Source organism: Xanthomonas sp. NCPPB 2250 (genome assembly GCF_056725265.1).
The window spans coordinates 2,121,335-2,142,027 of sequence record NZ_CM161520.1 but is presented as its reverse complement, the minus strand read 5'-3'; the positions used below and the strand labels follow the sequence as shown (position 1 = coordinate 2,142,027).

The following is a 20,693-nucleotide window of genomic DNA, read 5'->3' as shown; positions in this document are numbered from 1 at the left end:
CCTTCCACATCCACACGAGGACGCGCCCATGCAGTACCGTTCCCTGTCCCTGGCCGGCGTCGCCCTGGCCGTGCTGTTCTCGCTCAGCGCCTGCCAGCGCTCGGCTTCGTCGAACGACCGCGTCGTCGTCGATCACGGTGGCGCGCAAAGTCTGACCTTCCTCAACGGCGACCTCACCCTGAAGGCCGATGGCCAGCCGCCGGCCACCATCACCCGCGACGGCAAGCTGCTGATCGACGGCAAGCCGGTCGCCCTGGACGCCGAGCAGCAGCGCCTGCTGCTGGCCTACCGCAGCCAGATCGAGGCCGTCGGCAAGCAGGGCGTGGAAGTCGGCAAGGCCGGCGCGGCACTGGGCGTGAAGGCGGCCGGCGATGCCATCAGCGGCGTGCTCAGCGGCGACACCGACCATATCGGCGAGCGCGTCGAGGCGCAGGCCGACAAGATCAAGCAGGCGGCGCTGAAGATCTGCGACCAGGTCGCCGCGCTGCGCGCCGCGCAGGATGCGCTGATGCAGAAGGTGCCCGCGTTCCGCCCGTACTCCACGCTGGAAGACAACGACGTGCGCGACTGCAGGCAATCGGCGGCGTAATGCCCAAGCCGGCCCGGTGCGCGCGCGCCGGGTCGGCCATGCATGACCTGCGGCGAGCGGTCGGATGGTCCCTGCGACATGCGGCCGCACGCCGCGCCGCGCCCACACGCTCTAGAATGGGTGGCATTCCCCCCGCTCCACCTCCGCCATGAAGAAGACGCTGTTCGCCTGGTTTTCGCTGCTGTCGTTGTGCCTGCTGCTCGCCGCCTGCGGCGGACGCGGCGGCGAGACCACCTCCTCGCGCGCCGAGCGCAGCAAGCCGCGGGTGGCGGTGGACAGCATGAACGTGATGCTGCGCCGCGCCCCGGCCGCCAATGCCACCATTGGGCCCGACGGCAGCCTGCGCATCGACGACATCGAACTGCCGCTGCCCGCCGCGCAGCGCACCGAACTGCAGCAGTTGTTCATGCACCTGCAGATGCAGCGCCAGCGCACCCTGGAGACCGCGGCGCCGGACCCGAACATGCGCTCGGTCGGCTTCGCGCCGACCCCGGAAATCACCGAAGCGCAGGCGGCGGTGCTGCGCGACATTCCCTCGTTGCAGCCGTACCGCGACAGCTTCGGCAACCTGCAGGCCGAGCGCCGCTGAGGGCTGCCGGCGTCGGCAAGCCCGGCACGAGAGAGCCTCGAAGGATTGGAGGTTCCCCTGTAGGAGCGGCTTCAGCCGCGATGGGCGTTCTCGGTAAAGCCCATCGCGGCTGAAGCCGCTCCTACAGAGGCTTGCGGTGAGGCGTCCAGGCGCAATGTGGGAGGGACTTCAGTCCCGACTGCTTTCACCGTGCGATCGTCTATTGCGCCTGGCACGACCACACGGCCGTGCCAGGCCTGCATGCAGCGCTGGCGCGGCTCAGCCGCCGCCGCCCGCACCGGCATGGATGCCGCCTTCGGTCAGTGCGGCAGGGTCCAGCAGCCGGCGCAGTTCGTCCTCGCCGAGGCCGCTGTCCTCCTTGGCCACCTCCAGCACCGGCCGGTTCTCCTTGTAGGCACGCTTGGCGATCGCCGCGGCCTTCTCGTAGCCGATGATCGGATTCAGCGCGGTCACCAGGATCGGATTGCGGTCGAGCGCTTCGCGCACCCGCTCCTCGCGCACCTTGAGGCCGGCGATCGCCGAATCGGCCAGCAACACCGACACATTGCCCAGCAACTGGATCGAGTCCAGCAGGTTCGCCGCGATCAGCGGCAGGGTCACGTTCAACTGGAAGTTGCCGGTCTGCCCGGCCACGGTGATCGCAGTGTGGTGGCCGATCACCTGCGCGCAGGCCATCACCGTGGCTTCGGGAATCACCGGATTGACCTTGCCCGGCATGATCGAGCTGCCCGGCTGCAACGCCGGCAACTCGATCTCGCCGAGGCCGGCCAGCGGCCCGGCGTTCATCCAGCGCAGGTCGTTGGCGATCTTGATCAGCGCCACCGCCAGCGCGTTGAGCTGGCCGGACAGTTCCACCGCATCGTCCTGCGCGGCCAGGCCCTCGAACTTGTTCTCGGCGCTCTCGAAGGTTTGGTCGGTCAGCGCCGACAGCGCCTTGGCGACCTTGCCGCCGAAGCGCGGATCGGCGTTGATGCCGGTGCCGATCGCAGTGCCGCCCAGCGGCAGCCGGCGCAGGCGCTTGAGGCTGTCGTCGATGCGCGCCTGCGCCGATACGAGCTGCGCCGACCAGGCACCGAACTCCTGGCCAAAGGTCAGCGGCATTGCGTCCATCAGATGGGTGCGCCCGGTCTTGACCACGCCCTGCAGCTGCTTGGCGCGCTTGTCGATCGTCTTGCGCAGGTGCTTGAGCGACGGCAGCAGATGCTCGCGCGCCGCCAGCAGCGCAGCGACGCGGATCGCGGTGGGGACCACGTCGTTGGAACTCTGGCCGAGGTTGACGTGGTCGTTGGGATGTACCGCCGGCAGCGCCTTGCTGCCGTTCTTGCCCTCGCCCTTGGCGGCACGGTTGGCCAGCGTGGCAATGACCTCGTTGGCGTTCATGTTCGACGAGGTGCCGGACCCGGTCTGGTAGATGTCGATCGGGAAGTGCGCGTCGTGGCGGCCGTCGGCCACCTCGAGCGCAGCGGCCTGGATCGCCTTGGCGACGGCCTTGGGCAACAGCTCCAGGTCGGCGTTGACGCCGGCCGCGGCGGCCTTGATCAGGCCCAGCGCGCGGATGAAGCCGCGCGGCATCGGCTGCCCGGACACCGGAAAGTTCTGTACCGCACGCTGGGTCTGTGCCCCCCACAAGGCATCGGCGGGCACCTGCAGTTCGCCCATGCTGTCGTGTTCGACCCTGAATGTGTCACTCATTGCGCAATCTCCGCATCTGCAAAAGGGAATCCATCGGCGCCGTCGTCGGACGTCCGGGGAGGCAGGCTGGCGGGACTGCGGCTGGCGCGCGCATTATCCGTGGCGCAGCGCCCGGCGTCAGCAGTGTGCGCCGGCGGATGTTAGGAATGTCTGGAGGCGCGGGAAGCTGGCGGGCTGCCGAAGTCGGCAGGCAGACATGCTCGAGGATCGATCCACTGAGCCCCGCAACGTGTACGGGGAATGATGCTCGCCCTGCAAGCGCACCAGCGGCGTGCTGCGGAAGAAGCACACCGCGCTCGTTTGCCGGCGAAAGACGGGACGACAGCATGCCGTGCCGGCGTGGCGGCGGCACGGCCAGGGGCCAGCGGCGTGCGCCGCCGGCCCGCAGGCTCAGCGCTGGCGGTTGCTCTGGAACACCAGGTCGTTGTAGCTCTTGAGCAAGCGTGCCGGCGAACCCTCCGGCGCGACGATCGGATTGTCCAGCGAGCGCTGCTCGAATGCGCTGTACGGAATCTTCTCCGCCACCCGCTTGATGCGTGCCTTGGATTCCTTGCGGAAGTTCTCCGCCGCGCTCTCGAAACCGCTCCAGTCGGACTTGCCCGGCTCCTGGTTGGCGACCTTGGCGTGCGCCTCGTCGGACAGGCTGTTGAAGCCGGCCACCAATGCCGTGGCCTTGGCGGTGTCGAAGTCGTCGTCCTGCATCAGGCCGACGATGTCCTTGGCCTCGAGCATCATCGACAGCCGATAGAAGTCGCGGGTGCGGCCCTCGGCCTTTTCCATCGCCTTCAGCTGCTCGCGCTGCGCGGCGTCGTTCTGCGCTTCCAGTTCGTGGCTGAAGGCCTCGCTGGCCTCGTGGAATTCGGACAGCGCGGCCATCAGCGGCGCATGCAGTTGCTTGCCCTTGGCGAACTGGTCGTCCTGGTAGTCCTCGCGGTCGTAGTAGTCGCGCGCCTGGTTGGCCAGCGGCTGCAGCGTCTTCAAGGCGGCCAGATAGCGCTTCGCCGCGGCATCCAGCGCCGGCAGCGACGGCTTGGCCGCGATCGCCTGGGTCATCGGCGCGTCGCACAGCTTCATCGCGTACTCGTCGATCGGGGCGGGCCCGTACACGCTGGTTTCCTTGCCGGTGGGGCCGGCCTTGGGGTCGGCCATCCAGCGCACGTACTGTTGCGCGCCTTCGTGGATGCGCCCATCGACCTTGTTGAAGCATTCGATGTAGGCGTTGAGCTTGCCGGTCAGCGCCTGGTCCGCGTCGCTGGCGCCGGCATCGGCGGATGCATGGTTGGCATCGGCACTGGCATCGGAACCGGCTGGTGTCGCCGCAGGCTTGCCACCGCAGGCGGTGAGAAAAACGGACACAGCGGCGGCCAGCGCCGCCAGACGCAAGGAAGATTTCATGGGGGAATATCGAGGTTGAAAACGGTTACAGAAAGTCTAGCAAACGAAAAGATCGTCGCGGCGTGATGGTTGAGTGCGGGGATGATCAGCCATTCGGCTGCTGAAAGGCCGGGGAGTGGGGAGTGGGGATTCGTGACAGCGGTTCTGCGCGCTGATCCATGGTGTATGTGGCTGCGGTGCCATGTGACGGAATGCGCGGGACGGCGCGTGCGCGCGGCAACGACGCAGCGCATCGGCTAGACTGCGGCGACGTATCACCGATGGAACTCTCACGCCGCCATGGGCGACGATTCAGACTGTAGATGCCGGCGCACGCTGCGCCGGACCACGCACCCCGCCGTTTCCACCTCTCCCGCCCGGCGCCATGACGCGCCAGCGGCGCGCGCCGGGGAACGCACATGATCGGCAACCTCCTGCTGCTGGCGCTGGCGATGCTGCTGGTGCTGCTCAACGGCTTCTTCGTCGCCGCTGAGTTCGCCCTGGTCAAGCTGCGCCACACGCAGGCCGTGGGCCTGGCCGAGCACCACGGCTGGCGCGGCCGCCTGCTGCTCAACGTGCACGGCCACCTCGACGCCTATCTGTCGGCCTGCCAGCTCGGCATCACCCTGTCTTCGCTGGGCCTGGGCTGGGTCGGCGAGCCGGCCTTCGCGCATCTGCTGCAGCCGCTGTTCGACCTGCTGGGGCTGAGCGAAGAGGCGGCGCGCCTGAGCGCCTTCGTCATCGCCTTCAGCGTCATCTCGTTCCTGCACATCGTGCTGGGCGAACTGGCCCCCAAGTCGATGGCGATCCGCCGCCCGGAGCGCATGTCGCTGTGGACCGCCGCACCGCTGTACCTGTTCTACTGGGCGATGTATCCGGCGATCTGGCTGCTCAACACCAGCGCCAACGGGCTGCTGAAGGCCGCGGGCTGGGGCGATGTCGAGCACACCTCGCACCGCTATTCGCGCGAGGAACTGAAGCTGATCGTCGGCCGCCAGCAACCCGCCGGCGCCGCGCCCGATCACGAGCTGACCCTGATGAGCCATGCCTTGGAGTTGCCGGAACTGGTGGCCGGCGACCTGATGCGCGCGCGCGACCATCTGCGCGGGTTCCGCGAGGGCATGGCGCTGGACGCGGTGATGGCCGAGTTCGCCGACAGCCGCTACAGCCGCTATCCGTGGTTCGACCGCGACGGCGAGCAGGTGCTGGGCATCCTGCACATGAAGGACCTGCTGGTGGAGATCGCCCGCGGCCGCCGCAGCGACGATCTGCGTCCGCTGCTGCGCCCGGCCAACCTGATCGCGCTGGAAACGCCGGTGCCGCTGGTACTGGAGCGCTTCCGCACCGGCACCACGCACATGGCGCTGTGCGTGGACGAGCACGGCCGCATCCTCGGCTACTTCACCCTGGAAGACCTGCTGGAAGTGGTGGTCGGCGACATCGAGGACGAGCACCCGCACGTGGTCAAGGACGCGCCGACCCGCGGCGCCGACGGCAGTGTACTGGTGGCCGGCTCGACCTCGATCTTCCGCCTCGAACGCCTGCTCGGCCGCGACCTGCGCGCACCGGAGCACCTCAACTCGGTCGGCGGGCTGATCGTGCACCAGTTGCAGCGGCTGCCCGAGGAAGGCGAGCAGTTGCAGATCGACGGCCACCTGTTCACGGTCAAGCGCATGGCCGGGCACCGCATCCAGGCGGTCATGGTGCGGCTGGGGTCCGTCATCCCTTCCTGAGGGTGCCACGTTGGGCTTCCCGCTGGCGTTGCGTGGCGCAGCGCCTGACTGGCGGTTGGGTCATGCCACGCGGCACCGGCGACGCGCCTGCCAGGCCCAAGCCGAAGGGCTGCGGCGCGGCGTACTCAGGAAGGGATGGCACACCTGACGGGCCGCCGAGGCCGCGCCGACGTAGAATGGCGCCCCCGCCGACATCACCCCACGCCCCGCCATGTCCGATTCCGCCCTGCTCGCCCTGTCCCCGCTCGATGGCCGCTATGCCGGCAAGGTCGACGCCCTGCGGCCGATCTTCTCCGAATACGGCCTGATCAAGGCGCGGGTGAAGGTGGAGATCGAATGGCTGCTGGCGCTGGGCGCCGAGCCGGGCATCGGCGAACTGGCGGCGTTCTCGCCGGCAGCGGCGCAGCGCCTGCGCGCGCTGGCCGACGGCTTCGGCGTGGAACACGCGGCGCGGGTCAAGCAGATCGAGCGCACCACCAACCACGACGTCAAGGCAGTGGAGTACTTCATCAAGGAGCAGCTCAAGGACGACGCCGAACTCGGCCCGGCCCTGGAGTTCGTGCATTTCGCCTGTACCAGCGAGGACATCAACAACCTCAGCTACGGGCTGATGCTGGAGCAGGCCCGGCGCGAGGTGCTGCTGCCGACCCTGGATGCGGTGATCGCCACGCTGCGCGCGCTGGCCCATGCGCAGGCCGCGCAGCCGATGCTGTCGCGCACCCACGGCCAGACCGCCTCGCCGACCACCCTGGGCAAGGAGATCGCCAACGTGGTCGCGCGCCTCGAGCGCCAGCGCCGGCAGATCGCCGCGGTCGAGCTGACCGGCAAGATCAACGGCGCGGTCGGCAACTACAACGCCCACGTCGCCAGCTACCCCGACGTCGACTGGCCAAGCTTCGCGCAGCGCTTCGTGGAAAGCCTGGGCCTGGTGTTCAACCCGTACACCACCCAGATCGAGCCGCACGACAACGTCGCCGAACTGGGCGACGCCACCCGCCGCGCCAACACCGTGCTGATCGACCTGGCGCGCGACATCTGGGGCTACATCTCGCTGGGCTACTTCAAGCAGAAGCTCAAGGAAGGCGAAGTCGGCTCCTCGACCATGCCGCACAAGGTCAACCCGATCGACTTCGAGAACGCCGAAGGCAACTTCGGCATCGCCAACGCCCTGTTCGAGCACTTCTCGGCCAAGCTGCCGATCAGCCGCTGGCAGCGCGACCTCACCGACTCCACCGTGCTGCGCGCGCTCGGCACCGCCTTCGGCCACACCCAGGTGGCGCTGGACTCGCTGGCCAAGGGCCTGGGCAAGCTGACCGTGAACCCGGAGCGCCTGGACGCCGACCTGGATGCCGCCTGGGAGGTGCTGGCCGAAGCCGTGCAGACGGTGATGCGCCGCCACGGCCTGCCCAATCCCTACGAGCAGCTCAAGGCGCTGACCCGCGGCCAGGGCATCACCGCCGAGTCGATGCGCGCCTTCGTCGAAACCCTGGACCTGCCCGAGGACGCCAAGCAGCGCCTGCGCGACTTGACCCCGGGCGGCTACGTCGGCCTCGCCGAGCGGCTGGCGCGCGGCGTCTGAGCTAGGTCCGTCCATCCTGGGTTAATCGGCCCGGGGCATGCTGGTGGCTCACAGCAGAGCCCCGCGATGAGACCCACCCCGTTGTTTGTGTTGCCGCTGCTGGTCTTGGCCGGCTGCGCGCAGGCGCCACGCCCGCCGGCCGGCGATGGCGCGCACACCGCCGCCCCACGCACCGTGGTCATGCCGGCCGCGCCGCCGATCGCGGCGGCGCCGTCGGCCGGCGACATCGCCGATGGCGACGAGCGCGACGCCGAGGCGCCGATCCGCATGGCCGCCTCGGCCAGCGGCGATATCGACTGCGACGGTCGCGACCTGAACATCGTTGGCCGCGACGCCACCCTGGTGCTGCACGGGCACTGCGCGACCGTCAGCCTGTTCGGCCGCAACGGCAACCTGCAGATCGAGCGGGCCGACACCCTGCGCGTGCTCGGCGACAACGCCCAGATCGCGATGCGCGGCGATGTCGGGCAGGTCGCATTGTTCGGCCGCCATGGCCGGCTGCAGATGGCGCGCATCGCGACATTGGACGTATCCGGCGACCAGAACCAGCTGCAGGCCAGCGAGATCGACACCATCGCCCTGCAGGGCAACGGCAATGCCATCGTCCAGCGCAGCGGCAGCGCCCAGGTCGACGACGGCGGCCGCGACAACCGCATCCTCGTCCAATAGCGCGAGCGGCGCTGCGCCCCCACTGCCCTGACCTACCCGGGGCGTCGCCGTCATCGCCCAGTCCGGATGCGCCTGGCGCCGCCCATGGCCTGCGCGCACGGGGCCACCCACGATGCGCGGTCGCGACACGCCGCCAGGGCCTCCGAATGGCCGCCCATCCGCGCACGGCGGCGCACACGAAGACCAGCGCGATGGCCCCACGCGCCAAACCGGCGGACAATGGCGGGGTCGGCCGGCGCCGCTGCGCCTGCCCTTTACCTTCCGCGTCGCAAGGACCCACCGCACATGGCTGCCCGCAAGACCGCCGCTCCCGCCTTCGAACTCCACGCCCGTCCCGGGCAACCGCTGGGCATGCCCGCGGCGACCTTCCTGCGCGACTACTGGCACAAGCGCCCGTTGCTGATCCGCAACGCCTTCCCCGGCTTCGTTTCGCCGATCGAGCCGGGCGACCTGGCCGGCCTGGCTTGCGAGGAAGCGGCGCTGTCGCGGCTGATCGAGCACGACCGCGCCAACGACCGCTGGCGCGTGCGCAGCGGCCCGTTCCAGGAGCACGAATTCCCCGGTATGCCCGACCACGACTGGACCCTGCTGGTGCAGGACGTGGACAAGTGGGACCCGGACATCCGCGCCCTGCTCGAGCAGTTCCGCTTCCTGCCGCGCTGGCGGGTGGACGACGTGATGGTCAGTTTCGCCGCGCGCGGCGGCTCGGTCGGCGCGCACGTGGACCATTACGACGTGTTCCTGCTGCAGGCCCACGGCCATCGCCGCTGGCAGATCGACGCCAGCGTCGCGCTGGGCCGCCCGGCGCCGCCGACCGACTTCCGCGACGACGTGGAGCTGAAGCTGCTGCGCCAGTTCGACCCGACCCACGACTGGGTGCTGGGGCCGGGCGACATGCTGTACCTGCCGCCGCTGGTGCCGCATCACGGCGTCGCCGAAGACGCCTGCCTGACCTTCTCGGTGGGCATGCGCGCACCGTCCTCGGCCGAGCTGATCGCCGATTACCTGGACACCCTGATCGACGGCGCCGACGAGGCGCTGCGCTACCACGACGAGGATCTGCAGGCGCCGGCCGACCCGTACGAGATCGACGCGGCGGCGATGGGCCGCGTGGTCGAGGCGCTGAACGCGCTGCGCATGAACGACCCGGACAAGCTGGGCGCCTGGTTCGGCCGCTTCATCACCACCTACCGCGCCGCCGGCGACATCCTGCCGCCGGCTGGCCTGCCCCCGGCGGAGGAGATCGCCGCCGCGCTGGAGCAGGGCCTGGTCCTGCAGCGGCACCCGTGGGCGCGGCCGGCGTGGCGGCGTGCCAGTCGCGGCGCCATGCTGTTCTGCAGCGGCCAGGAGTTCGCGCTGCCGGTCAAGGACGCCAAGCGCCTGGCCGCGGCCGAGCACATCGACGGCACCGACTACGCGGCGCTGTCGGCGGCCGGCAGGCAGACCCTGCTGGAGCTGATCGAAGGCGGCTTCTACCAGCCGCTGGAGGCCGAGGACGCGCCCGACGAGGACGCCGACCCAGCCTGATCCGACCATGTCCGGCCCCGGTTTCCGCATCGCTGCGCTCGACCCCGTCCGCGACGGCGTCGAACTGCGCGCGCTGCGTGCCGCGGCCGGCGCCACCGTGGACCTGGCCGACGCCGCCGCCGCGCCGGACGCGCTGGGCGAGCACCTGGTCGCGCGCAGCGAGGACGGCCACGCGGTGGGCGCGGCCCGGCTCGGCGCGGACCGGCGGATCGCCGCGCTGGCGGTGCTGCCGGACTGGCGCGGGCGCGGCGTCGGCAGCGCGCTGCTGCGCGGCCTGATCGAGGAAGCGCAGCGCCGGCACTGGCCGCAACTGGAACTGCAGGTGCCGGCCGCGGCACTGGCGTTCTGCGCCCGTCATGGCTTCCTGCCGCCCCCGGGCGGCGTGGCCGCCACCGCGGAGGCCGTGCCGCTGCGCCGCCGCTTCGACGGCGCCGTGGCGGTGGAGGACGCGGCGATGGCCCTCGCCGCCAGCATCGCGGTGCTGGCACAGGCCCGCCGCCAGGTGCTGATCCACAGCCGCGCACTGGATCCGGGCCTGCTCGACGATCCCCGCGTGCTGGAGCAACTGCGCCGCTTCGCGGTCGCCGGGCATGCCAAGCAGGTGCGCGTGCTGCTGCACGACGCGGCCGCGCCGCAGCGAGCCGGTGCGCCCTTGCTGGGCCTGGCGCAACGCCTGCCCAGCGTGTTCCAGTTCCGCGAAGTCAGCGATCCGGTGGACCGCAGCGACGCCACCGCCTACCTGGTCAACGAGGGCGGAGGCTACTACTTCCGTGGACTCGGTCACCGTTACGACGGCGAGACCGACCTGCTCGGTGGCGGCCGCGCACGCCAGTTGCGCGCCACCTTCGACCGGGTCTGGGAGCGTGCGCGCCCATGCAGCGAACTGCGCGCCCTGGGCTGGTGAGGCAGCCGGACCGACGCCGCCGCGCGCGCCACGGATGAACCGGGATCGGCCTTGACCACGCCGAATGCACACCCCGGCTGGTTCATGGGGGTATAATTTTTGCGCTTGATTACGCCCGCGCGGCCCTCGCGTCCGCCGGTTCCTGCCGCAAGCCACCCCAAACAAAGCGACCGCACCCCACCATCGTGGACAATCTACTCAAGCAGTTTGCGCAGTCATCGCAACTCGCCGGCGGCAATGCCGCCTATATCGAAGACCTGTACGAGCAGTATCTGGTCTCTCCCGACAGCATCGATCCCAAGTGGAAAACCTACTTCGACGGCTTCCAGGGCCGCGATGCCGGTGACGTCCCCCACTCGGCGGTCATCGCCCACATCGCCAGCGCCGCGCGCCAGGCCGCCAACAGCGGCACCGGCCCGAGCGGCGACGAGCGCGAGCGCCATGTCGGCCGCCTGATCACCGCCTACCGTTCGCGCGGCCACCTCGGCGCGCGGCTGGATCCGCTGGGCCTGACCCCGCCGGTGAACCCGCCGGACCTGGGCCTGCCGTTCCATAGCCTGTCGGAAAGCGATCTGGGCAGCGAGTTCAGCACCGGCGGCCTCGGCGGCCAGCCGCGGATGAAACTGCGCGACCTGCTGGCGCGGCTGAAGGCGACCTACACCGGGTCGATCGGCAGCGAGTTCATGCACATCTCCGAGTTCGAACAGCGCCAGTGGATCTACCAGCGCCTGGAGAACGCGGGCGGCAACATCGCCGGCGACACCGCCAGCCGCCGCCGCACCCTGGAGCGGATCACCGCCGCCGAGGGCCTGGAGCGCTACCTGCACACCAAGTACGTCGGCCAGAAGCGCTTCTCGCTGGAAGGCGGCGACTCGCTGATCCCGATGATGGACGTGCTGGTGCAGCGCGCCGGCAGCGACACGGTCAAGGACATCGTGGTCGGCATGGCCCACCGCGGCCGCCTCAATGTGCTGGTCAACACCCTGGGCAAGAACCCGCGCAAGCTGTTCGACGAGTTCGAAGGCAAGTTCGAGCATGCCCACGACGACCGCGCCCACACCGGCGACGTGAAGTACCACATGGGCTTCTCCGCCGACGTGGCGGTGGCAGACGGCAAGTCGGTGCACCTGGCGCTGGCGTTCAACCCCTCGCACCTGGAGATCGTCGATCCGGTGGTGGTCGGCAGCGTGCGGTCGCGCCAGGAGCGCTACGGCGACGCCGCGCGCAAGTCGGTGCTGCCGGTGATCATCCACGGCGACGCCGCGTTCGCCGGCCAGGGCGTGGTCATGGAGCTGTTCCAGATGTCGCAGGCGCGCGGCTTCGCGGTCGGCGGCACCGTGCACATCGTGGTCAACAACCAGATCGGCTTCACCACCAGCGCCCGCGACGACGCCCGTTCCACGCTGTACTGCACCGACGTCGCGAAGATGATCGGCGCGCCGGTGTTCCATGTGAACGGCGACGATCCGGACGCGGTGGCGTTCGTGGCCAACCTGGCCTACGACTTCCGCCAGCAGTTCAACAAGGACGTGGTCATCGACCTGGTCTGCTACCGCCGCTGGGGCCACAACGAGGCCGACGAGCCGGCGGCCACCCAGCCGGTGATGTACCAGACCATCCGCAAGCACAAGACCACCCGCGAGCTGTACGCCGCCCAGCTGGAAAGCGAAGGCGTGCTGCAGGCCGGCGAGGCGCAGGCGCTGGTCGACGGCTACCGCAACAAGCTCGACTCGGGCGAGTACACCACCGAGCTGGCGACCCGCAAGCCCGACGAATTCGCCATCGACTGGTCCAAGTACCTGTCGGGCAAGCTGACGGACAAGGTCGACACCACGGTCAAGCGCAAGACCCTGGACCAGTTGGCCAAGATCATCACCACCATCCCGGGCGGCGTCGAGCTGCACCCGCGCGTGGCCAAGATCTACGAGGACCGGGTGAAGATGGCCGCCGGCGAACTGCCGGGCGACTGGGGCTTCGCCGAGAACCTGGCCTACGCCACCCTGCTGGGCGAAGGCCACAAGCTGCGCCTGGTCGGCCAGGACGCGGGCCGCGGTACGTTCTTCCACCGCCACGCGATCCTGCACGACCAGAAGACCGACAGCTACTACCTGCCGCTGCGCCAGCTGGTGGAGAACCCGGAAGACGCCACCGTGATCGACTCGCTGCTCAGCGAGGAGGCGGTGATGGGCTTCGAGTATGGCTACTCCACCACCGATCCCAATGCGCTGTGCATCTGGGAAGCGCAGTTCGGCGACTTCGCCAACGGCGCGCAGGTGGTGATCGACCAGTTCATCGCCGCCGGCGAAGCCAAGTGGGGCCGCATCTCCGGCCTGTCGCTGTTCCTGCCGCACGGCTACGAAGGCCAGGGCCCGGAGCACAGCTCCGCGCGCCTGGAGCGCTTCCTGCAGCTGTGCGCGCTGGAGAACATGCTGGTCTGCGTGCCCACCACCCCGGCGCAGGCCTTCCACATGATCCGCCGGCAGATGCGCATGTCCACGCGCAAGCCGCTGGTGGTGATGACGCCCAAGTCGCTGCTGCGCCACAAGCTGGCGGTGTCGACCCTGGAAGAACTGGCCGACGGCGAGTTCCAGCACCTGATCCCGGACGCCAAGGCCGACCCGAAGAAGGTCAAGCGCGTGGTCGCCTGCTCGGGCAAGGTCTACTACGACCTGCTCGAGGACCAGACCAAGCGCGGCCAGGACGACGTCGCCATCCTGCGCGTGGAGCAGCTGTATCCGTTCCCGCGCGAGCTGCTGTCGGCCGAACTGAAGCGCTACGGCAATGCCACCGACCTGGTCTGGTGCCAGGAAGAGCCGCAGAACCAGGGCGCCTGGTACCAGATCAAGCACCACCTGCAGGCCTGCCTGGCCGACGGACAGAGCCTGCACTACGCCGGCCGCGCCCGTTCGCCGTCTCCCGCCGCCGGCCATTTCGCCGAGCACGTGGAAGAACAGCTGAAGCTGGTCGCCGATGCGCTGTTGAATCCGTTCAACGACCAAGTCGCTGAATAAACCCCCTTTCACACTTCAAAAAAGACACCACTAGGACGCCCCCTGCAATGGCCACCGAAGTCAAAGTTCCGGTACTGCCCGAATCCGTATCCGATGCCACCATCGCCAGCTGGCACAAGAAGGCCGGCGACGCGGTCAAGCGCGACGAGAACCTGGTGGACCTGGAGACCGACAAGGTCGTGCTGGAAGTGCCCTCGCCCGTCGATGGCGTGCTGAAGGAGATCAAGTTCGAGACCGGCGCCACCGTGACCAGCTCGCAGCTGCTGGCGATCATCGAGGAAGGCGCGACCGCCGCTGCGGCGCCGGCCGAGGCCAAGGTTGCCGATGCGCCGAAGGCCGAAGCGCCCAAGGCCGCTGCCGCGGAAGCGCCGAAGGCCGCCAAGGCCGACGCGCCGAAGGCCGCCGGTGATGTGTCCAGCCTGCCGCCGGGCGCGCGCTTCAGTGCCATCACCGAAGGCGTGGATCCGTCGCAGGTCGAAGGCACCGGCCGCCGCGGCGCGGTGACCAAGGAAGACATCCTCAACTACGCCAAGAACGGCGGCGCCGGCAAGGCCAGCGGTGCGCGTCCGGAAGAGCGCGTGCCGATGACCCGCGTGCGCAAGCGCATCGCCGAGCGCCTGATGCAGTCGAAGAACTCGACCGCGATGCTGACCACCTTCAACGAGGTCAACCTGGCCAAGGTCTCCGCCGCGCGCAAGGAGCTGCAGGACGAGTTCCAGAAGGCTCACGGCATCAAGCTCGGCTTCATGAGCTTCTTCGTCAAGGCCGCGGCCAACGCGCTGCAGCGCTTCCCGCTGGTCAACGCCTCGATCGACGGCGACGACATCATCTACCACGGCTACAGCGACATCTCCATCGCCGTGTCCACCGACAAGGGCCTGGTCACGCCGGTGCTGCGCAACGTCGAGCGGCAGTCCTTCGCGGACATCGAACAGGGCATCGCCGACTACGCCAAGAAGGCGCGCGACGGCAAGCTGAGCCTGGAAGAACTGCAGGGCGGCACCTTCACCGTGACCAACGGCGGCACCTTCGGCTCGCTGCTGTCGACCCCGATCATCAACCCGCCGCAGAGCGCGATCCTGGGCATGCACGCGATCAAGGAGCGTCCGATCGCCGAGAACGGCCAGGTCGTGATCGCACCGATGATGTACCTGGCGCTGTCCTACGACCACCGCATCATCGACGGCAAGGACTCGGTGCAGTTCCTGGTCGACATCAAGAACCAGCTGGAAAACCCGGGCCGGATGCTGTTCGGTCTGTAAGCGCCTGAAGCCCCTCTCCCACCGGGAGAGGGGTTGGGGTGAGGGTACGACCGCACTGGACAACGCCCAGCGCCCGCCCTCCAACCCTGCAAGCCCCGGCAGCTCGCCCCGCTCCGCCGCACCCTCATCCGGCGCTACGCGCCACCTTCTCCCGGCGGGAGAAGGGAAAGGCAAAGGATTCTGAAATGGCTGAAAATTTCGACGTCGTCGTCATCGGTGCCGGTCCCGCCGGCTATCACGCGGCCATCCGTGCCGCCCAGTTGGGCCTGAAGACCGCGTGCATCGACGCGGCGCTCGGCAAGGACGGCAAGCCGGCGCTCGGCGGCACCTGCCTGCGCGTGGGCTGCATTCCGTCCAAGGCGCTGCTGGATTCCTCGCGCCAGTTCTGGAACATGGGCCACCTGTTCGGCGAGCACGGCATCAGTTTCAAGGACGCCAAGATCGACGTCGCGGCGATGGTCGGGCGCAAGGACAAGATCGTCAAGCAGTTCACCGGCGGCATCGCGATGCTGTTCAAGGCGAACAAGATCACCCCGTACTACGGCTTCGGTGAGCTGCAGCCGGGCAACGTGGTCAAGGTCAAGCAGCACGACGGCAGCGAAGTCGAGCTGAAGGGCACCAACGTGATCCTGGCCGCCGGCTCGGATTCGATCGAACTGCCGTTCGCCAAGTTCGACGGCGAGACCATCGTCGACAACGTCGGCGCGCTGGACTTCACCGAGGTGCCCAAGCGCCTGGCGGTGATCGGCGCCGGCGTGATCGGCCTGGAACTGGGCAGCGTGTGGAAGCGCCTGGGCGCCGAGGTCACCATCCTCGAAGCGCTGCCGGACTTCCTGGCCCTGGCCGATGCCGAAGTGGCCAAGACCGCCTTGAAGGAATTCAAGAAGCAGGGCCTGGACATCAAGCTCGGCGCCAAGGTCTCCAAGACCGAGGTCACCGGCAAGGGCAAGAAGCAGGAAGTGGTCGTCACCTATAGCGACGGCGAAGGCGAGAAGACCCTCAACGTGGACAAGCTGCTGGTGGCCGTCGGCCGCCGCGCCGCCACCAAGGGTCTGCTGGCCGACGGTACCGGCGTCAAGGTCAACGAGCGCGGCCAGATCGAGGTCGATGCGCACTGCCACACCGGCGTCGACGGCGTGTGGGCGATCGGCGACTGCGTGCGTGGGCCGATGCTGGCGCACAAGGGCTTCGAGGAAGGCATCGCGGTCGCCGAACTGATCGCCGGCCTGCCCGGCCACGTCAACTTCGACACCATTCCGTGGGTCATCTACACCGAGCCGGAAATCGCCTGGGTCGGCAAGACCGAGCAGCAGCTCAAGGCCGAGGGCGTGCCGTACAAGGCCGGCAGCTTCCCGTTCGCGGCGATCGGCCGTGCGGTGGCGATGGGCGAGCCCGCGGGCTTCGTCAAGGTCATCGCCCACGCCGAGACCGACCGCGTGCTGGGCATGCACCTGGTCGGCGTCGGCGTCTCCGAACTGGTCCACGAAGGTGTGCTGACCATGGAGTTCAACGGCTCGGCCGACGACCTGGCGCGCATCTGCCACGCCCACCCCACCCTGTCCGAAGCGATCCACGACGCGGCCATGGCGGTGAGCAAGCGGGCGATCCATAAGGCCAACTGAGGCTGGGATTGGGGAGTCGGGATTGGGGATTCGCAAAGCGGTACCCCGTCCCGCATCTTTCCGGCAGTGGCATGGCGCCGGGCGAAAGCCCGGCGTCGTGCTTTGCGGATCGCCACAAGGTGCCGAATCGGTCGACCAAAGCCGCACGCCCTGCTCCCGACACCGTTAACCCTTACGCCCGGCAACATCCCGCCGTTACGAATCCCCAATCCCAACTCCCCAATCCCATGAAAAGCATCTGCGTCTACTGCGGCTCCAACGCCGGCAACAAGCCCGCCTATGTCGAACGTGCCACCGCGCTGGGCACGCGCATCGCCGAGCAGGGGCTGCGCCTGGTCTATGGCGGCGGCAATGTCGGTCTGATGGGCACCGTGGCCAATGCGGTGCTCTCCGCCGGCGGCGAGGTCACCGGCGTGATTCCCAAGCAACTGGCCGACTGGGAAGTGGCGCACCGCGGCCTCACCGAACTGGAGATCGTCGGTTCGATGCACGAGCGCAAGTCGCGCATGTTCGACCTGTCCGACGCCTTCGTCGCCCTGCCCGGCGGCTTCGGCACCATGGAAGAAATCTTCGAGATGCTGACCTGGCGCCAACTCGGCATCGGCAACAAGCCCTGCGCCTTCCTCGACGTGGAAGGGTTCTACGCGCCGCTGATCGGCATGATCGATCGCATGGTCGAAGAGCGCTTCCTGCACCCCGACCAGCGCGCCGACCTGTGGTACGGCAGCGACATCGACACGATGCTGGGCTGGATGCGCGAGTACACGCCGGCGCAGGCGTCGAAGTGGATTGACGAGAAGCGACGCAACGCGCTGCGCTGAGAGCGTCTCTGATCGGCGGTAAGCATCTGGCGCGTGGCGACGCGTTACAGATTCCGGCGCCTCACTGCTTCCATGGCGCGGATTGATGAAAAGCGACGCAACGCGTTGCACTGAAGCCCAAGGCAACGTGTCGGCGGCAAGCGCCGGGCGCTTGGCGTCACGACGGGAAGAGTCCTGTAGGAGCGGCTTCAGCCGCGATGGGGCTTTACCAGGAACGCCCGGTCGCGGCTGAAGCCGCTCCTACACGACAAGCTGCGATGGCGAACTGCTCAGTCGCTCCAGCGGCTGGGGATGTGACGGAGGCGCGCATCGAACAAACGCGCCGCAACGTCTCGCGCTGGGGCCAACACGCGCGTGCGGACGCGGGCGCCACGCGCATGGCGACGCGCTCGGCACGTGGCCGCCTCAGAGCGGTTGCGGCGCGGCGGCCGGGCGCCCAAGCAGATAGCCCTGCCCGTAGTCGCAACCCAGTTCGCGCAGGGTCGCCAGTTGCTGCTCGGTCTCGATGCCTTCGCCCACCGTTTCGATGCCCAGGGTGCTGGCCAGGGCGAGAATGCCGCGCACCAGCGCGTGGCTGCCGGTACTGCCCTCGTCCTGCAGGCCGGCGACGAAGCTCTGGTCGATCTTCAGCACCGAGATCGGGAAGCGGTGCAGGTAGGACAGGGCCGAGAAGCCGGTACCGAAGTCGTCCAGTTGCGCCAGCACGCCGCGCTCGCGCAGCGCCTGCAGGATGGTCAGGGTGCGCGGTGCGTCGTCGAGCAGCGCCACCTCGGTGATCTCCACGCGCAGCCGGCGCGGATCGGCGCCGGCGGTGTCGATCAGCCCGAACAGCCGCTCGGTGAAATCCGGCGAGCGGAAGTGCCGCGGCGAGACGTTGACCGAGACGTAGCCGCCCTCGCTCTGCGCCAGGCGCCGGATCACCTGCGCGTACAGCAGCCAGTCCACCTGCTCGATCAGGCCGCTCTCCTCGCCCAGGTCGATGAACTGGCTCGGCACCAGCAAGCCACGACTTTCGTGGCGCCAGCGCAGCAGCGCTTCGTGGCCGATCACCTCGCCGTCGCGCAGGCGCACGATCGGCTGGTAGAACGGCTCGAAGTCGCGGTTGTTGATCGCCCGGCGCAGGTCCGCCTCCAGATCCAGGCTGCGCAGCGCCGCCTCGCGCATGGCCTCGTCGAACACCACGCAGCGATCCTGCGTCTGCGCCTTGGCCCGGTACATGGCCGCGTCGGCGTCGCGCAGCATCTCCTCGCCGTTGTGGTAGCGCGGATGCCAGGCGGCGATGCCCAGGCTGCCGGACGGGAACAACTCGCGGCCGGCCACCCACATCGGCTGGCCGAGCACGTGCAGCAGGCGCCGCGCCAATTCGCGCGCGCCGTCCAGGCCGTGCTCGCACGGCGTCAGCACCGCGAACTCGTCGCCGCCCAGGCGCGCCACCACGTCCTGGCCGCGGATCGTGGAGACGATGCGTTTGGCCACCTGCACCAGCATCTCGTCGCCGGCGGCGTGGCCGATGCTGTCGTTGACCAGCTTGAACCGGTCCAGATCCAGGAACAGCACGGCGAAGGTCCTGCCGCCGCCGCGGGCGCGGGAGATCGCCTCGCTGAGCCGGTCCAGCAGATGCGATCGGTTCGGCAACCCGGTCAGCGCATCGTGCAGCGCCTGATGGGTCAGGCGCTGCTCGGCACGCCAGCGTTCGGCGATCTGCGCCAGCAATTGCTCGTTGACCTCGGCCAGTTCGCGGGTGCGCTCCTCCACGCGCTGCTCCAGCTCCGCGTGCGCCAGCCGCAGCCGTTCCTGCGCGCGCTGCCGCGCCAGGCCGCTGCCGACGTTGTGCGCGACGAAGGTCAGCAGTCGCTGGTCGTGCTCGGTGAACCGCACCTTGGCGATGTAGCTCTGCACCACGATCGCGCCGATCACCTCGCCTTCGTCGAACAGCGGCACGCCCAGCCAGCTGTAGGGGCGCTGGCCGTACTCCTGTACCTCGCCCTGCGCCAGCAAGGCGTCGATGTCGGGAAGTTCGAGCAGTTGCGGACGCCGCACCCGCATCACGTACTCGGTCAGTCCGCGGCCGCGCCGCCGTTGCGGCCGGTACGGGGTGAACTCGTCCACCGAGTACACGAACTCCAGCATCGTGTCGTCGTCGGACAGCAGCGCGATGTACAGGTTGCGCGCGTCGATCAGCCCGCCGACGATGGCGTGCACCTCGGTGTAGAACTGCTGCAGGCTTTCCGAGCGGATCGCCAGCTCGGCGATGCGGAACAGCGCCAGTTGCAGCGTCTCGGCGCGCTTGCGCTCCTGGATCTCGTCCTGCAGGTCGCGGTTGGCGCGCTGCAGTTCCTGGGTCCGCAGGTGCACCCGCCGCTCCAGTTGCACCTGCGCATGGCGCCGGTCCATCGCGGTCTGCACGTGCTGCGCCACGTAGGCCAGCAGCGCGCGGTCGGCGTCGGTGTAGCGCAGCGCGTAGTCGTAGTTCTGCACCACGATGGCGCCGCACACGCGGCCCTCGCGCAGCATCGGCACGCCCAGCCAGTCGCGGCTCTCCGGGCCGTGTTCGGCGTTGTAGCCCACCTGCAGGCGTTCGCGCACCTGCTCCGAGGGCCCGCGCACCGCGCGGCCGTGGCGCAGCAGCCCCACGGTGAGGCTGTGCGGCATGTCGCGCAGGAAGTAGGTCTGCTCCGGATCGGCGACGAAGTCGTCGTGGCGGTCGGAGAAATACAGAAAGCGCATGCTCTGCTGATCTTCGTCGTACTCGACGATGTAGCAGTTCTCCGCGTACATCAGCGATTCCAGGACCGCATGCACGCGCTGCAGCATCTGACTCATTTCCAGATCGGCGCCGGCCAGGTCGGCGATCTCGTACAGCGCCTGCTGCAGCTGCTTGGATTTCTCCAGGCCCTCGATGCGCGCGCGCATGCGCTCGGTGTCGAGCAGGTTGAGGCCGAAGGCGACGGCGGCATCGCACCAGGCCGCGCGTTGCGCTGCGTCCAGCGGCTGCGCCAGCTCCGCGCCGATGGCCACGCAGGCGCCTTCGGCGGTGCGGTGCACGTGCAGCACCGCCGGCACCGTCGACGGCAGCGGCGCGGTGTCGACCAGCGCCTCCGCGACCAGCGCCTGCAACCAGCCCGGCGCCTCTGCGCTGGCGCCGTGCAGGCGGCCGACCACACCGTCGCCGCAGCCGATCGCCACGGCGCTGCCGGGCGGCAGCAGGCCGCACAGGGCCTGCGCCGTGCGCGCGGGGGCATGGCCGCCGGATGGGTCTTCGCGGACCGTGGTGGACGAATTGAACAGCATCGACGACAACTCCTGCAGGGCCCCCCGGAA

Annotated in this window: 14 protein-coding genes; 11 read left to right on the top strand and 3 right to left on the bottom strand. The window is 69.0% G+C overall.

Annotation, left to right across the window (positions count from 1 at the left end):
• Positions 1-28: 28 nt before the first annotated feature.
• Complete coding sequence (locus AC1PMG_RS08945; RefSeq protein WP_481111353.1) at positions 29-589, top strand: DUF2884 family protein; 561 nt, start codon at positions 29-31, stop codon at positions 587-589.
• A gap of 148 nt (positions 590-737) precedes the next feature.
• A complete protein-coding gene (locus tag AC1PMG_RS08940; protein ID WP_017915026.1) occupies positions 738-1,178 on the top strand; it encodes a hypothetical protein in 441 nt (146 codons plus the stop codon).
• Positions 1,179-1,436: 258 nt separating this feature from the next.
• On the opposite strand, the gene AC1PMG_RS08935 is transcribed toward AC1PMG_RS08940, so the two are convergent.
• Positions 1,437-2,870: a class II fumarate hydratase gene (locus AC1PMG_RS08935; protein WP_481111352.1), complete on the bottom strand. Its 1,434-nt coding sequence runs from the start codon at positions 2,868-2,870 to the stop codon at positions 1,437-1,439.
• A 390-nt stretch (positions 2,871-3,260) separates the two neighbouring features.
• On the bottom strand, positions 3,261-4,265 hold the full coding sequence (locus tag AC1PMG_RS08930) for a YiiG family protein (RefSeq protein WP_481111351.1): 1,005 nt from the start codon (positions 4,263-4,265) through the stop codon (positions 3,261-3,263).
• A 398-nt stretch (positions 4,266-4,663) separates the two neighbouring features.
• Between AC1PMG_RS08930 and AC1PMG_RS08925 the strand changes: the two genes are divergently transcribed.
• The 9 genes from AC1PMG_RS08925 (at position 4,664) to AC1PMG_RS08885 (ending at position 17,372) form a co-directional block, all read left to right on the top strand.
• Complete coding sequence (locus AC1PMG_RS08925; protein WP_481111350.1) at positions 4,664-5,977, top strand: hemolysin family protein; 1,314 nt, start codon at positions 4,664-4,666, stop codon at positions 5,975-5,977.
• A 211-nt stretch (positions 5,978-6,188) separates the two neighbouring features.
• On the top strand, positions 6,189-7,556 hold the full coding sequence (gene purB / locus AC1PMG_RS08920; protein WP_481111349.1) for an adenylosuccinate lyase: 1,368 nt from the start codon (positions 6,189-6,191) through the stop codon (positions 7,554-7,556).
• A gap of 66 nt (positions 7,557-7,622) precedes the next feature.
• Positions 7,623-8,225, top strand: a complete 603-nt coding sequence (locus tag AC1PMG_RS08915; RefSeq protein WP_481111348.1) for a DUF3060 domain-containing protein — start codon at positions 7,623-7,625, stop codon at positions 8,223-8,225.
• Between the two features lie 285 nt (positions 8,226-8,510).
• Positions 8,511-9,752 (top strand): ribosomal protein uL16 3-hydroxylase, encoded by a 1,242-nt coding sequence (locus AC1PMG_RS08910; RefSeq protein WP_481111347.1) that lies wholly within the window; start codon positions 8,511-8,513, stop codon positions 9,750-9,752.
• A gap of 7 nt (positions 9,753-9,759) precedes the next feature.
• Positions 9,760-10,656, top strand: a complete 897-nt coding sequence (locus tag AC1PMG_RS08905) for a GNAT family N-acetyltransferase (RefSeq protein WP_481111346.1) — start codon at positions 9,760-9,762, stop codon at positions 10,654-10,656.
• A gap of 185 nt (positions 10,657-10,841) precedes the next feature.
• A complete protein-coding gene (locus AC1PMG_RS08900; RefSeq protein ID WP_342072016.1) occupies positions 10,842-13,667 on the top strand; it encodes a 2-oxoglutarate dehydrogenase E1 component in 2,826 nt (941 codons plus the stop codon).
• A gap of 47 nt (positions 13,668-13,714) precedes the next feature.
• Entirely contained in the window at positions 13,715-14,929 is a 1,215-nt protein-coding gene (sucB, locus tag AC1PMG_RS08895) for a dihydrolipoyllysine-residue succinyltransferase (protein WP_342072017.1), read from the top strand.
• 185 nt (positions 14,930-15,114) lie between these two features.
• Positions 15,115-16,551, top strand: coding sequence for a dihydrolipoyl dehydrogenase (lpdA, locus tag AC1PMG_RS08890; RefSeq protein WP_342072018.1), 1,437 nt, complete (start codon positions 15,115-15,117; stop codon positions 16,549-16,551).
• Between the two features lie 227 nt (positions 16,552-16,778).
• Positions 16,779-17,372 carry an LOG family protein gene (locus AC1PMG_RS08885; RefSeq protein ID WP_481111345.1) on the top strand — a complete coding sequence of 198 codons (594 nt, stop codon included), beginning with the start codon at positions 16,779-16,781 and terminating at the stop codon, positions 17,370-17,372.
• Positions 17,373-17,777: 405 nt separating this feature from the next.
• On the opposite strand, the gene AC1PMG_RS08880 is transcribed toward AC1PMG_RS08885, so the two are convergent.
• Positions 17,778-20,663 carry a bifunctional diguanylate cyclase/phosphodiesterase gene (locus AC1PMG_RS08880; protein ID WP_481111344.1) on the bottom strand — a complete coding sequence of 962 codons (2,886 nt, stop codon included), beginning with the start codon at positions 20,661-20,663 and terminating at the stop codon, positions 17,778-17,780.
• Positions 20,664-20,693 lie beyond the last annotated feature (30 nt).